At 62.0% G+C, this 13169-nt stretch carries 14 protein-coding genes and 1 tRNA gene; 2 read left to right on the top strand and 13 right to left on the bottom strand.

Annotation, left to right across the window (positions count from 1 at the left end; genetic code table 11):
• Positions 1-641 precede the first annotated feature (641 nt).
• From XINFAN_RS06230 to XINFAN_RS06195, 8 genes are all read right to left on the bottom strand, one after another.
• Complete coding sequence (locus XINFAN_RS06230) at positions 642-1178, bottom strand: hypothetical protein (protein ID WP_124085628.1); 537 nt, start codon at positions 1176-1178, stop codon at positions 642-644.
• A gap of 4 nt (positions 1179-1182) precedes the next feature.
• Positions 1183-1608, bottom strand: coding sequence for a hypothetical protein (locus tag XINFAN_RS06225; RefSeq protein WP_124085627.1), 426 nt, complete (start codon positions 1606-1608; stop codon positions 1183-1185).
• On the bottom strand, positions 1605-2414 hold the full coding sequence (locus tag XINFAN_RS06220) for a ParA family protein (RefSeq protein WP_160144552.1): 810 nt from the start codon (positions 2412-2414) through the stop codon (positions 1605-1607). Before XINFAN_RS06220 ends, XINFAN_RS06225 begins: the two co-directional genes overlap by 4 nt.
• Before the next feature lie 360 nt (positions 2415-2774).
• The gene (locus XINFAN_RS06215) at positions 2775-3800 is read right to left on the bottom strand and encodes a site-specific integrase (protein WP_124085625.1); all 1026 of its coding nucleotides are present in this window, start codon (positions 3798-3800) and stop codon (positions 2775-2777) included.
• Entirely contained in the window at positions 3793-4770 is a 978-nt protein-coding gene (locus tag XINFAN_RS06210) for a hypothetical protein (RefSeq protein WP_124085624.1), read from the bottom strand. Before XINFAN_RS06210 ends, XINFAN_RS06215 begins: the two co-directional genes overlap by 8 nt.
• Positions 4771-5162: 392 nt before the next feature.
• Entirely contained in the window at positions 5163-6923 is a 1761-nt protein-coding gene (locus tag XINFAN_RS06205; RefSeq protein ID WP_124085623.1) for a site-specific integrase, read from the bottom strand.
• Between the two features lie 91 nt (positions 6924-7014).
• Positions 7015-7090 (bottom strand) — tRNA-Ala (locus tag XINFAN_RS06200).
• 108 nt (positions 7091-7198) lie between these two features.
• Complete coding sequence (locus XINFAN_RS06195) at positions 7199-7531, bottom strand: TIGR02300 family protein (protein WP_124085622.1); 333 nt, start codon at positions 7529-7531, stop codon at positions 7199-7201.
• Between the two features lie 166 nt (positions 7532-7697).
• Here XINFAN_RS06195 and XINFAN_RS06190 point away from each other — a divergent pair, with 166 nt between their 5' ends.
• Positions 7698-8390, top strand: coding sequence for a M48 family metallopeptidase (locus tag XINFAN_RS06190; protein WP_124085621.1), 693 nt, complete (start codon positions 7698-7700; stop codon positions 8388-8390).
• Positions 8391-8436: 46 nt separating this feature from the next.
• Positions 8437-9093: a GntR family transcriptional regulator gene (locus tag XINFAN_RS06185; protein ID WP_124085620.1), complete on the top strand. Its 657-nt coding sequence runs from the start codon at positions 8437-8439 to the stop codon at positions 9091-9093.
• A gap of 4 nt (positions 9094-9097) precedes the next feature.
• On the opposite strand, the gene modC is transcribed toward XINFAN_RS06185, so the two are convergent.
• From modC to XINFAN_RS06160, 5 genes are read right to left on the bottom strand one after another with little or no spacing between them, the layout of a single operon-like run.
• Positions 9098-10183 carry a molybdenum ABC transporter ATP-binding protein gene (modC, locus tag XINFAN_RS06180; RefSeq protein WP_124085619.1) on the bottom strand — a complete coding sequence of 362 codons (1086 nt, stop codon included), beginning with the start codon at positions 10181-10183 and terminating at the stop codon, positions 9098-9100.
• Complete coding sequence (gene modB / locus XINFAN_RS06175) at positions 10180-10878, bottom strand: molybdate ABC transporter permease subunit (RefSeq protein WP_124085618.1); 699 nt, start codon at positions 10876-10878, stop codon at positions 10180-10182. The genes modC and modB overlap by 4 nt, the downstream gene beginning before the upstream one ends.
• A 34-nt stretch (positions 10879-10912) precedes the next feature.
• A complete protein-coding gene (modA, locus tag XINFAN_RS06170) occupies positions 10913-11677 on the bottom strand; it encodes a molybdate ABC transporter substrate-binding protein (protein ID WP_124085617.1) in 765 nt (254 codons plus the stop codon).
• 60 nt (positions 11678-11737) lie between these two features.
• Positions 11738-12100 carry a winged helix-turn-helix domain-containing protein gene (locus XINFAN_RS06165; RefSeq protein WP_233352143.1) on the bottom strand — a complete coding sequence of 121 codons (363 nt, stop codon included), beginning with the start codon at positions 12098-12100 and terminating at the stop codon, positions 11738-11740.
• Positions 12101-12115: 15 nt separating this feature from the next.
• Entirely contained in the window at positions 12116-13000 is an 885-nt protein-coding gene (locus XINFAN_RS06160) for a bestrophin family protein (protein ID WP_124085616.1), read from the bottom strand.
• Between the last annotated feature and the right edge of the window lie 169 nt (positions 13001-13169).

Here is a 13169-nt window from a genome sequence, read left to right as displayed (position 1 = left end):
CGCCGTGGTCTACTTCAACAGCATCGAAACCGACCAGCAGGCGCAGGCAGTAGCTTAAACATCCTCGAAAACTGTCCAAGGATCGGGGAGTAGCTCAGCACTGGCGCTCCCACGCCAGAAGCGGCCGGGAAAGAAGACGCCTGTATAGGTAGAACGTCTGTTATGCCTCCCGTGCCGGTTCGGCCCTTTGCCGCCGGTCGACCTCGACTTATGCTGCTTTGCCGCACTCCCGGAAACGGCCGTTCTTCCTGCTCTGCAGCAAGCAGCCGATCAAGATGGAGGGGAACGGGACAGGGAGAGCCGTCTGACATTTGCACAACAACGCAGCTCCAGAAATCTAGCTAGACTGAATTGCTGTTCAAGCGAACAGTGTAAATGATCAAAACGCCATCCTATCCGCGATGGTTCGATCTTCTCAGAACATTCGACGAGAAATTCTATCGTATAATTTTCACTCCCAGCGACGCCTTTATTGCAGAATCACGTGTGGTTGGGATTGTGATCGACAATGCCTCTCGAAGCCCCTTCCGCGCTGCGCCCTTCAAATGGACAGCCAAAAGAGCCAAAATAAGAAGATTCGAGTCACGCAGAACTTTCTTGTGCGTTGCATTCCATTTGCCAACGCCGTCAGCGGTGATATTCTACAGCTTGAGATTTTCGATCTCACTGGTCATGCGAAACTCTCGCGCAGAAGAATGGACCACGTTCGAAAGATGCTGATAGTGTATCTTCAGCTCTGGCACCCCCTTAATATTCTCAGGCAGGCCTGATATATCTGGGTGAGAAAGGAAGTAATCGAATAAATCTTTGAATGTCGGCCGATACTTTCCAGCGTCCCATAGCCTATACTCGACTGGATGGTCGTTAAAGTATAGGCAATGCAAAATATTTTCGATCATACTGCGAAGTGACTTCATCGCAGGGCGCCACATACCAGCGGACATAAGAACAGATGATGTGAGTCCGTCATTTTGGGCTTCGGAATAAAACCCTAGTGCATCAGAAGACAGGGTTTCATCGAGTACGAATACACGCCACGCTTGCAATACAGTGAGGCGCGCATAAGATTCATCCAGAAGATTGCCGCCATGGCCGGAAACTGCTGCAAGGTTAGTGGCAAATTTAGCGCCAAGATCATCCCGAAAAGTCTTGGCGTTTGCAAGTATTTCATTATCCATAGGGTTATGGCTGATTCATCAAGATTGACAATGCCCGGGCAAGAGATGAGGTGCGAGTCTCACTTCCCTTGGTCGTCACGCTATGCACCATGCGCTCGCGGAAATCAGGATTGTCCTGGATGTACTTTAGAGTTTTCCCCAAGACGTCACGAACGGCATCTGCTTTCCGAACCTCAATAGGAATTCCCAATTGAGCGGTGAGGTCAAGCAGCTCTTGCTTACTGTAACTCGCCATTTCTGCCAATAAGGCTAGGCCGGTACCTTTTTCAAGATCGTCTCGCTTTTCGGGGCTTTCACGAACTACTCTTGGTGGTTTCTGATGAGATATATAGGTGGAAAGATTGGTCAAGTCATCAAATTCAATGTTTGGTCCAGCGCGGAGAACGCGGGCCAAATGAGTAAGAGCTTTGGCGAGTTCATACGTTTTCATTTGATCCCTAAATTCTGATCAAGCTCAGAGAATATATGGTTGAACTCAGCAATCGCCAACTGATCTCCGCTGCTATATATTGACTGTGATTTTTCCATTGCGGCGCTTATTGCTGTTCGATCAGTTATTTTCCCAGATAGAACATTCCCATTAAACTCGCCGCGTACTACACTTTCAGTTTCGGCGCGATGCTTTGCAGGTCTGCCAACCCTTGAGATGATTATGCCAGAATTTGTCAGGTCAACATCAAGATCCTCAGATAGTGAGTTGATGCGGCTCAAGAGAAGGCCAATTCCAAGCACTGACAGATAGTCAAGCGACACCGGCACAGTGTAGTTGGTGCTGATTGCCAGCGCATTCTGCGTTGGCAGTGTTAGATTTGGAGGGCAATCGCATATAACGATATCATAATCTTCGATGTGGTCCTTTAATGACTTCTTTAGTTGAAATTCGCGAGCGGTAATACCGGCCAGGTCGAGGTCGACAGTAAACAAGTCAAGATGCGAGGGGATTAGGTCCACATTTTTCCATGCGTCTTTAATCACGACATCATTGAAGCCCCGCGCTACACCTTGCGCGTTCTTGTGTCGCCTTGCACCCAACAGATCAGCTACTGTTCCCTTTTTTGCAACATGGGCCTCCCACCCTTCTACTCCGATCATGCCAAAGCTGGCATTGGCTTGCGGGTCCAGATCGCACAAAAGAACTTTTCGACCTTTATTTCCACAATATGCGGCATAATTTACAGCGATCGTCGTTTTCCCGACTCCGCCTTTCAGGTTAATCGAAGATAGGACTATCGGCACGCAGCGCACTCCTTCAGCGTCGGTTCAAAATCTCGGCACTATACCCAACGATTGTGTCCGCAAAAGTTAATAATGTCTATGGCAAGTTACACCAAGGGGGGTAATCACAGCGATCGCCCTCCCGAGCGGCTAGCTTGGTTGTGGTTTCCTGACCTGCCGCAGCGAGGCATCTAATGTGCTTAGCCTGAATGTCCGCGATGGGCTCCGAGGAGCATGTTGAAGAACAAGTAGATTCGGCACCGTCAGGCCCCCATGAGCCCACCACAACCGTGGTTCGCTGCGCCGCGCACCGATGTCCGCTTTCTGAGCTTCGCGGTTAATGCTGTGCTGCACCGCCGTCAGACCGCTTTCTGCCCATCTCTACAGCAGCGCTCCCGCCGCGTTCCCTGTGAAAAGTTCCCCCTGCCGGACATACCGTGCCAGCACGGCGTCCGACGAATGGCCGGTCTGGGCGCGGATTTGCAGGGTGGAGACTCCCGCCTGTACCGCGCTGGTGGCGAAGCCCGCGCGGAGGCTGTGGCCGGAGTAGCCTTTGGGGTCTATCCCGGCCGCGTCCAACCGTTCCCTCAGCAGGGCCGAGACGGCATCGCCGGTCAGGGCCTCGGGGACGACATGGCCATGTCGGGTGATCGGGCGGAACAAGGGGCCTGCGTAGATTCCCGAGACTGTCAGCCATGCCTCGACCGCCACTACTGGGCAATGGCGGGTGCGACCGCGGGGAATGCCGATGCGCCGCCCCGCACCGTCCTGATCGGTCTTGCTGCGGCGGATGGTGGCGATCAGCCCCTGCCGGGTGATTTCCAGATCGCCCCGCTCCAACGCCACGAGTTCGGACCGGCGAAACCCGCCCGCGAACCCCAGAAGCAGGAGAGTACGGTCGCGCCGATCCCGTAAGCTGTCGCCCATCCGGTCGAGGACGAGAAGCAGTTCGTCCCGCAGCAGCGGCCTTGCCTGCTTCTGGGCCGTACCATGTTTCCGTTTTAACCCGCGCAGGGCTGCCTTTACGATTTCGGTCTCGCACGGGTTCGACAGACCTGACGCAGAATGCACCCCCGACAGGGTGGCAATCCGGCGCAGGATCGTTGCTACCGCAAGCCGACCGGCCTGGTCTCCGATATGGGCGCAGATCGTTGCAGGGGTCGCGGGCAGCACCCCGCCCCAGTCCCGGAAATGGCGCAGATCGCTGTGATAGGCCCGCTCGGTGTTCGGCGCTATGGCATGGGCCAGCAGGTCGCTGGCAGCCTCCGTCAGTTGGATCGGAGAGGTCGAAGGGAACAAATCGTGTGTGCAATTAATTGCAAATCGTTCCGTAATACCCGCTTCCGTTTGGCCTGTGTTGGCCTCTGATAATTGAAGATTATCCGGGGTTAGAATGGGATCACGCATGGCTTTGGCCTCCCAACACATTCCGCCGGGCCGTATTCAGCAGAGGGATCGCGCCCCGCATCAGGGCCAGAACCTCATCCGCCTGATCCGGGGACAACCCCATGCACTCACGCTCCATCAATTCCCGGAGCCGTTCTCCTGTCGGCCCGTCCTGCCGTTGCAGGCACATCCCGCTTTCGACCCGGAACAGCGCCTGCGCCAGCATTTCGACCCGACCGGCGGCAGGCAGCGCGTCCGTCGCCCACTTTCTGATGCCTGCGTCGATCTGAAAAATTTTCGCCAGGGCGGCCCGACCTTCGCGGGTGAATATATCCAGCGCCCAACCGGGCAGAGGGCCAATCATAGTCTCGGGTGGCAGCGGGTCGTCCTGCATCTTATCCCTCAAACCGTTTTCAAGGGTCAGAAGCGCGACCAGCGGAGCAAGCATCTCGCCGGTGCGGCGATAACCCTCGCGGGTGACGGCGAAGGTCGTGGGCGCAACGCCGAGTTCATCCAGAACGTCGAACCCGATGTCGGTGCTGCCCCGGCGTGGCAGATCCAGCCGCCGATCCGAGAATATCATGCGCAGTGCCAATGCCCGTAGTGGCAGATGCTCAGTCGTCAGGGCGATCAGACGCAGACGCGGGATTGGCAGGTTTTCGAGCCGCTGGCGATTATCGGCCAGGCCAGGCCAGCTTTCCAGCAGGCAGAACAGGTCGTCGGCTGCGCGGTTCCTCGGGCTGATAGCCATACGGGTGGTGATCGCTGCTGCGACCACCCAGCCTCCGCCGAGACGCTGCCGGAACCGCTTCCCCTCCAGCGCCACCGTGACAATGCCTGCCGTTGGCAAGTCAGCCACGCCGATGTCCTCGAATGCAATAACGCCCGCACGTCGCCAAAACCGATCTGGGGCGATCTCAAGCAGGGTAGAGGCCGCCTGTAACGCCAGTTCCAGCCGCCCGCGCCGGACGGCCTTTTGCAACAGGCTCATTGCCTGCCATGGAGTGATGGAAATGGGGTTCGGACGGGGGGTATACCCCCATTAGCGATTGTGTGGGCGAGCGCTTCCCGAAAGCGTTCCATCGGGTCAATCTGAGACATTCAGTTCCTCCTTGAGTGAAGGGGAGCAGGTCCGTTAAGCCCTCCGATAACGTATCTGTTGGCATGCCACAGGGAAGGAAAATGCGAGCGAAGATCTGTTAAAGTTATAATTCACAATATGTTATAGCTACGGGGACAAATTTCCTCTCGGCGGCGACAACCGGGCAATGTCAAATGTCCCTATGTGGGAAAGCGCCTCTCAGAGAACATCGGGCGCACCGGAAAACCCTTGCAGGGATTGAGATTAACTAAATAATCCCCTGTCGCGGAAAATGTCGCTCATCAGACATTTGTCCCTGCGCCATAAAGGAACGAGAGATCTAAGCCGGGATAGTGGATCTTCTCCACCCACTCGATATGCAGATCCGGGTTTCCGGCGTCACCATAATCGTCGCTGACAGCTTTGCCAGCGGGAGACCATCCGGTGACGGCCAGCAGCGTTTCACTCGGGACCTTCACTCTGCGCATAGCATCCCGAACCGAATGCCGGAAGGAATAGAACACTTGGTTCTTCGCCAGCGTGATCTCGGTTGGAAGGAACACCTCGTTGAACCGCCGGTTAGCATAGGTGGCGACGTTTCCATAATGGTCGGGCTTCAAGCCGGGGAACAGCCGGGCATTCTTGTGACCGGCCTTTTTCTTCTGCTGGTTCACGAAACCCAAAAACCCGATATGGACCAGTTCGGGGTGAACCGGAATGCGGCGTCGGCTGCTCTCTGTCTTTACCGTCTTGCCCCCTATACCTTCTGACGGAGCCTCGCCGTCTTCGTCATCGGTTTCGATGACATTGAGATACCAAGTCCCATTCGGGGTCTGCTGCACATCCGCCCACATGAGTTGTGCGATCTCTTTCGGTCTCGCCCCGGAAAAGGCCATGACTAGCGGGAGCCAGAAACGCCACGCACGATCCCGCTTGACATATGGCTTCGGCGCACCGGCGGCGAAGGACCTGTAAAACGTTCCGTTGAAAAAATCGGTGATCTGCTCGACCGACAGCGGCGCGCGCTTGGCAGAGGCAGGGGTCTTTGATTTCTTGATCGGCTTGATCCCCAAGGCCGGGTTACCGCGCAGATACTGTTTCCGCACCCCCACGGTCAGAATATCACGCAGGCAGTCGAGGTAGCGCGCCTGCGTTACCGGGTCGATCACGCGCTTTCCGTCTTTCTTTCCCTGTTCGATGGCCTGCGTGATGTCAAGTTTCGGATAGTATTTCCGACGGTTCGCAGGCAGCGAAGCAAGCAGGCCACGAACATACTGCACGGTGTCGTCGTTGACCGTAGATAGCGGTATGTTATCACCCACTGCCTCGCGGATGAAGGACAACTCAGCCTTCACCTTGTCGATCCGCTTCTGGTTGACACCGTTTGTCTCATAGGACTGGAGGCGCTCCGCCCAGAATATATCCGCCAGTTCCCCGAAGGTAACGCTAGGCGCGCGCTGGGGGTCAAATAGCGGGTCGTGGTGAGTGCGATCATAGGCGTCATCCAGACGATAGATCCGGCGAGTGGCCAGTTCCAGCAGCCCCCGGCGTACAGTCTCCTCGAACTGCGCGACCGTCATTTCAGAAACCAGCGGTGCCTTGGCCTCGGCAAGGACGGCATTACTCGTGCTCAGAACCCACTCTGAGGCGCGGGGATCATCGCGGTTCCGCAAGATTTGCGCCGTGATCTCTGCATCCATGCGCATCTCGCTACGCTGTTCCTCGCTGTCGGGAGGATCGGACAGCAATCGTTGCGCGGAGCGCCGGTCGATTCTCTCGATGTGAGACCGCAGGTGTTCCGTCAGGACTACAAGTGAGACCGGCGCGACATCGCCTGTCTTGCCCGGAGACGCAAGAGCCTGCTCGGCGGCTGCAAACTGTGCGTCCACCTTCACGTTGAGGGCGTTGCGCAGGACTTTGGCCTGCTTGAGGTCAGAGACCCCGAGCGACTTCTTGATAAACGCCCTGCCGATGAACGGCACGAGCGGAAGCGGCACCCGGCGATAATAATGCCATATGCTTCCACGCTTTTGCAGATGGTGAGTTTCCGCCACTATTTTCATGCCTGTGTATACCACGGTTGTGACCACAAGTCTGAAACTAAGTGACTGATCTCCAATAAGTTTAGCGTTTACTGCCGTTTATCGGAGTGTTTGGTGGAGCCAAGGAGGATCGAACTCCTGACCTCTTGAATGCCATTCAAGCGCTCTCCCAGCTGAGCTATGGCCCCACCTTGAGGTCCCGCAGCGCTTCGTCTGCGGTGAGCGGGTATTTAGTCGCCGCCGCGGGGGGGTGCAAGAGGAAAAATGCACCCCCGGGCAGCTTGTCGGACAGCGTGTCAGCCGTCGTCCTCGTTGCCGGCGACATCGGCCAGATCGTCCAGCGAGACATTGTCGTCGCTGTCGTCTTCCAGCAGATCGTCGTCCAGTTCGGTGTCGTCGGTCTCGGCGGCTTCGAGCAGGTCGTCATCGGCTTCCAGATCGTCGACCAGCGCGTCTTCCTTGTCGGGCGATACGCGCGAGATCACGGCGGCGGCCAGCTTACGGCGGGCAGATTCGATATCCACCACCTCGCCGGTGTAGGGGCTGACAACGGGGCTGCGGTTCATGTCGTAGAACCGTTTGCCGGTCGTCGGGCAGAGGCGTTTGGTGCCCCAATCTTCCTTGGGCATGATAATCCCTTCACTTTCGCTCTGATGACGGGCTATTCGGAACGACGCCCCTTGCCATAGGCCGGAGCGCCTGTCAAAGCCTTTTCCCTGCGGCGCGAGATGCGCCTTCCAGGCCCCGAAATCAAGGGTTCGATCAAGGGTTTTGTGCCATGGAAATGAGGATGTGATGCCGGTGCTGCCCGGACCGCCTCCGGTCGAGGTCAACCTGCGCAGATCCGCCCGCGCGCGGCGGTTTTCGCTGCGGGTGTCGCGGCTTGACGGGCGGGTGACGCTGACGCTGCCGGCGCGGGCGCGCGAGGGCGAGGCGCTGGACTTCCTGCGCGAACAGGAAAGCTGGCTCAGGAACGTGCTGGCGGCGATGCCGCGGGCCGGGCTGTTGCAGGTGGCGCATGGGGTGGATCTGCCGGTGCTGGGGCAGTCCTTGCGAATCGCGTCGGGGCCGGGCCGGGCGGCGCGGGTCGAGGGCGATGCGCTGATCGTGCCCGGCGCGCCGGAACAGGCCGGGGCGAAGGTCGCGGCTTTCCTCAAGACGCTGGCGCGCGAGCGGCTGGCGGCGGCTTCCACGCATTATTCGGCGCTGGTCGGGCGGCGCTACTCGAAGCTGGTCTTGCGCGACACGCGCTCTCGCTGGGGCTCGTGCAGCCATGACGGCGTGCTGATGTATTCCTGGCGCCTCGCCATGGCGCCGCATGCGGTGCTGGATTACGTCGCCGCGCATGAGGTGGCGCATCTGGTCGAGATGAACCATTCCGCCGATTTCTGGGCGGTGGTCGGGCGGATCAAGCCCGGCTGGAAGGCCGAGCGCGACTGGCTGAAGCATGAGGGCCAGCAGTTGCACCGCTTTCGCTTCGGCGATTGACCGCCGCCTATTGACCCCGGCGCGCGGCGGGTGTTCCCATCGCCCCATGCCGATCCCCGCCAGCCCGCGCCCGCCCGATCCCAATGCCGCCGCCCATGAACGGCTGTACCGGCATCTGCGCCAGCAGGTGATGCATGGCGAGATGGCCCCGGGTCAGCCGCTGACCCTGCGCGGCATCGGCAAGCAGTTCGGCGTCTCGATGACCCCCGCGCGTGAGGCGGTGCGGCGGCTGGTGGCCGAGGGGGCCTTGTCGCTGTCGTCCTCGGGCCGGGTGGCGACGCCGGAACTGACGCCCGAGCGGATCGAGGAACTGGCGGCTATCCGCGCCATGCTTGAGCCGGAACTGGCGGCGCGCGCCCTGCCGCGGGCGCATTTCGCGCTGATCGAGCGGCTGGCGGCGATCAACACGCTGAACGCCGAGGCCGTGGCCCGCCAGGATGCGGTGGCCTATGTGCGCACCAATCTGGAGTTCCACCGAACGCTCTACCTGCGCGCCCAGGCCCCGGCGATGCTGGCGATCTGCGAGACGGTCTGGCTGCAACTCGGCCCCACGATGCGGGCGCTTTACGCGCGGCTGCGCCGGCGCGAGGCGCCGCCCTATCACCGGATGATCCTCGCCGCGCTGAAGGCCGGGGACGAGCCCGGGCTGCGGCTGGCGGTGCGCACCGATGTGACGCAGGGCCTGCGCCATCTGACCGGCTGAGGCGTCAGGTGCCGATGCTGTCGGGGGCGACGGCGACCGCCTTCAGCACCGCATGGACCGGCTGCCCCGGCGCAAGGCCAAGCGCGGCGGCGGAACGCGCGGTGATCCGGGCGAGCAGATCCTCTTCCCCGAGTGAAAGCCGCACCAGCACGCCGCCGTCTCCGGCCGGGGTCAGGTCGCGCACCGTGCAGGGCAGGATGTTCAGCGCCGAGATGCCCTCGGGCCGGGCGCGCGCCAGCATCACATCCTGGGCGAGGATGCGCAGCCGCAGGCTGCGGCCCGGTGCGGCACCGACACCCGGCAGCCAGACCGGCCCGGCGGCGGTGGCAAGCCGCGTCAGCCCGTCTTCTTCCTGCGCCTCGACCCGCGCGGTCAGCACCGCGCCCATGTCGCGCAGCCCCACGCCCGAGGCCGTGAGCGGATCGGACAGGATCGCAGCCGCAGGCCCGGCGGCCGAGACCCGCCCGGCCTCGATCAGCACCACGGTGGTGGCAAGCCGCGCCACCTCGGCGGCGGAATGGCTGACATAAAGGATCGGCAGCGAGAGCGTGTCGCGCAGCCGTTCGAGATAGGGCAGGATGCCGGATTTGCGGTCCTCGTCCAGCGCGGCGAGAGGCTCGTCCATCAACAGGATCCCGGGATCCGACAGGATCGCCCGGCCAAGCGCGACCCGGCTCTTCTCGCCGCCCGACAGTGCGCCGGGGCGCCGCGCCAGCAGCGCGCCGATGCCGAGCAGATCGACGATCAGGTCGAAATCGGCCCGCGCTGCGCCTTTCGGCGCGAACCAGCGGCCGTAAAGCAGGTTCTGCCGCACCGTCAGATGCGGGAACAGCCGCCCCTCCTGGAACACATAGCCGATGCGGCGGCGGTGCGGCGGCAGGAAGATGCGGCGCTCGGTGTCAAGAAGCACCGTCTCATCCAGCGCGATCCGCCCCTTCCCGGGGCGCAACAGCCCCGCGACCGCATTGACCACCGTGGTCTTGCCGCTGCCCGAGCGGCCGAACAGCGCCGTCACGCCGGGGGGCGCGGTGAACGCCACATCCAGCGTGAAATCCGGGTAGCGGTGATGGAGCGAAACCGAGAGCGTCATGATCCCGCGATCCGGCGCGCGACCGCCCGCGACACCCATTCCGACAGCAAGAGCGCCGCCATGGCGATGATAATGGCGACCAGCGCCAGCCGCGCGGCCCCGCTCTCGCCGCCGGGCACCTGGAGGAAGGAATAGATCGCCGATGGCAGGGTGCGGGTCTGGCCGGGGATGTTCGAGACGAAAGTGATGGTGGCGCCGAACTCGCCCATGGCCTTCGCGAAGGCGAGGATGGCGCCGGCGATCACCCCGGGCAGGATCAGGGGCAGCGTCACCGTCAGCCAGACCCAGGGGCGCGAGGCCCCGAGCGTCGATCCGGCCTGTTCCAGCTTGGGGTCCACCGCCTCGATCGCAAGGCGCATCGCCCGCACCATCAGCGGAAAGGCCATCACCGCGGCGGCCAGCACCGCCCCGGTCCAGCGGAAGGCGAAGACGATGCCGAACCACTGATCGAGATACTGCCCCACCGTGCCGCGCCGCCCGAAGGTCAGAAGCAGCAGATAGCCCGTCACCACCGGCGGCAGGATCAGCGGCAGATGCACCAGCCCGTTCAGCAACTGCCGCCCCGGAAAGCGCCAGCGCGCCAGCGCATGGGCGATGAACAGCCCGAACGGCAGACTGACCAGCGTGGCCCAGAACGAGACCCGCAGCGAAAGCCTCACCGCGTCCCATTCCTCGGGGGAAAGCCAGTCCGTCACGCCGTCCGCGCCCCTTCTTCCTGTCCGTCCGCGATCAGTTCAGGATCGCGAAGCCCTCGGCGGCAAAGACCGCATCGGCCGCATCGCCCGACAAAGCCTCGAAAAAGGCGCGGTCGGCGTCATCCGCCGCGCCGGTCAGCAGGGCGGCAGGATAGGTGATGGCCGGGTGGCTGTCAGCCGGGAAGGTGCCGACCACGGACACATTGTCATCGGCTGCCGCATCGGTCGCATAGACGATGCCGTAAGGCGCTTCGCCCTGGGCGACCAGCGCCAGCGCGGCGCGCACATTGTCGGCCTGGGCGACCGAGGGCTCGACCGCTTCCCACTGGCCCAGATGTTCCAGCGCCGCCTTGCCGTATTGACCGGCAGGCACAGAATCGACCAGCGCCATGGCGAGCTTTTCCTCGCCAAGCAGCGCCGCCAGTTCAAAACCCTCGCCGATCCCGACCGGCGCCGCGTCCTGCCCGTGCGCGACCAGCACCAGCGTGTTGCCCAGCAGATCGCTGCGGCTGCCCTCTGCCACCAGACCGGCCTTCTCCACCTCGTCCATCCAGTTCACTGCCGCCGAGATGAAGATGTCGGCGGGCGCACCCTCGATGATCTGTTTCGCCAGCGCGTTCGACCCGGCGTAAGAGATCACCACGGTATGGCCGGTTTCCTGCTGGAACTGCGCCGCCACCTCGTCGAGCGCGTTTTTCATCGAAGCGGCGGCGAAGACCACGACTTCCTCGGCCTGGGCGGCCAGCGGCAGGGCAAGACTGAAAGCGGCGGCAAGCGCCGTGGCTCTGGTGACGGTCATGAGGCTTCCTCCGATATATCCTGACGGATATAAAGACCGCTGTGTCGATATCGGCAAGGGTTATTTTTCCGGGGACACATCGCCAGCGGCCGGACGCAGCATGGCTTCCAGCCGGGCGATCTCGTCCGCGCCCGCCGCGCGGGCACGCGCCTCGATGGTGCGGAAGAGGCGCAGCACCTCCTCGCCCTCGGGCGTCAGATGCGCCCCACCGCCGCCCGCACCGCCGCGCGCGCTGGCGACCAGGGGCGCGGCGAAGGCGGCGTTCAGTTCCTCGACCAGCATCCAGGCGCGTTTGTAGCTCATGCCCATGGCGCGACCCGCCGCCGAGATCGAGCCGGTCGTGCGGATATGCTCCATCAACTCGGCCTTGCCAGGGCCGACCATGGCATTGTCGAAGTAAAGACGCAGGAAAAATCGCTTCATATCGGTGCTTTCGGCTCAGCTCAGATAATGTCCAACCGGGGCCAGCGGTTCCGGGGCCTTTTCGCCCAGATGCGGCGCCAGGCTGATCTCGGCGGCGCGGCAGATCGCATCCAGCGGCAGGCCGTTCTGGCTTTGCCCGAACGGGTGGCTCAGCTCCTCGGTCACTTCGGCAAGGCCGAGGAACATATAGGCCACCACGGCGGTGAACAAAGGCGTCAGCCAGCCGGTGGTCTGCACCAGCGCCAGCGGCAACAACAGGCAATAAAGCCAGGTCGTGCGGTAGATCAGCAGCGAATAGACGTAGGGCAGCGGGCTGTTGGCGATCCGCTCGCATCCAGCCTGTTGCCCGGCCATCTGCGACAGCCGCGTGGTCAGGGCGCGGGCGCCGAAGCCGTCGATCATCCCCTCGCGGTGGCCGCGCACCACCTCGGCCGACAGCGCATCCAGTGCGGCGCAGGGCGGATGCGGCGCGTCGCGGAACACCGCGGCGGGGCCATGGTCGGGAAACGGCAGCCGCCGCAGATTGATCCGATGGGCGTGCAGATAATCCAGCGCCAGCCGCAGGACGCGGTGATGCGCGGCGCGGTCGGGGATGAAGGTGTCGGCCTCGCGCGCAAGGCTGCGCATATCCGCGAGCAACCCGCCCCAGAGCTTTCGCGCCTCCCACCAGCGGTCATAGGCGGCGTTGTTGCGGAAGCCGAGGAACAGCGACAGCCCGATTCCGAACACCGTATAGGCGGTGCTGTCGAGATGCGGCACCCAGTGCGTCAGCCGGTCGGCCGCGACGATCAGCGCCGCCAGGACGGTGACGGACAACAGCGGCGGCAGGATCTGCGGCACGATCGAGCCGCGCATCGCGGTCAGAAGCTGGATCATGTCGGGGCGGTCGCGGATGATCATCGGCGGCTCATGTCTCAGGTCGGGGCACGATGGGTCCGAAGCCGGAGGCCAGGACGGATAACGGCGCTTTACCGCTTTCCTTGCACGTCGGGGCGGGCGGCGCCACGTCTTTTCTTGCCCCACGGCACGAGTCATGCGTAACCTTGCACAGCCGGGGGGAGAGAGGCCG

The sequence above is a fragment of the Pseudogemmobacter humi genome (assembly GCF_900609055.1).
In the GTDB taxonomy this organism is placed as follows: Bacteria; Pseudomonadota; Alphaproteobacteria; order Rhodobacterales; family Rhodobacteraceae; genus Pseudogemmobacter; species Pseudogemmobacter humi.
This window is presented reverse-complemented; position numbering and strand designations above follow the sequence as displayed.

What these genes read in the sequence shown, in the direction of transcription:
- modA (WP_124085617.1), bottom strand. Translation starts at nt 11,677, where the DNA reads ATGACCGTCACCAGAGCCACGGCGCTTGCCGCCGCTTTCAGTCTTGCC.
- XINFAN_RS06185 (WP_124085620.1), top strand. Translation starts at nt 8,437, where the DNA reads ATGCCGATCCCCGCCAGCCCGCGCCCGCCCGATCCCAATGCCGCCGCC.
- XINFAN_RS06225 (WP_124085627.1), bottom strand. Translation starts at nt 1,608, where the DNA reads ATGAAAACGTATGAACTCGCCAAAGCTCTTACTCATTTGGCCCGCGTT.
- XINFAN_RS06160 (WP_124085616.1), bottom strand. Translation starts at nt 13,000, where the DNA reads ATGATCATCCGCGACCGCCCCGACATGATCCAGCTTCTGACCGCGATG.
- XINFAN_RS06230 (WP_124085628.1), bottom strand. Translation starts at nt 1,178, where the DNA reads ATGGATAATGAAATACTTGCAAACGCCAAGACTTTTCGGGATGATCTT.
- XINFAN_RS06190 (WP_124085621.1), top strand. Translation starts at nt 7,698, where the DNA reads ATGCCGGTGCTGCCCGGACCGCCTCCGGTCGAGGTCAACCTGCGCAGA.
- XINFAN_RS06210 (WP_124085624.1), bottom strand. Translation starts at nt 4,770, where the DNA reads ATGAGCCTGTTGCAAAAGGCCGTCCGGCGCGGGCGGCTGGAACTGGCG.
- XINFAN_RS06195 (WP_124085622.1), bottom strand. Translation starts at nt 7,531, where the DNA reads ATGCCCAAGGAAGATTGGGGCACCAAACGCCTCTGCCCGACGACCGGC.
- modC (WP_124085619.1), bottom strand. Translation starts at nt 10,183, where the DNA reads ATGACGCTCTCGGTTTCGCTCCATCACCGCTACCCGGATTTCACGCTG.
- XINFAN_RS06165 (WP_233352143.1), bottom strand. Translation starts at nt 12,100, where the DNA reads ATGAAGCGATTTTTCCTGCGTCTTTACTTCGACAATGCCATGGTCGGC.
- XINFAN_RS06205 (WP_124085623.1), bottom strand. Translation starts at nt 6,923, where the DNA reads ATGAAAATAGTGGCGGAAACTCACCATCTGCAAAAGCGTGGAAGCATA.
- XINFAN_RS06215 (WP_124085625.1), bottom strand. Translation starts at nt 3,800, where the DNA reads ATGCGTGATCCCATTCTAACCCCGGATAATCTTCAATTATCAGAGGCC.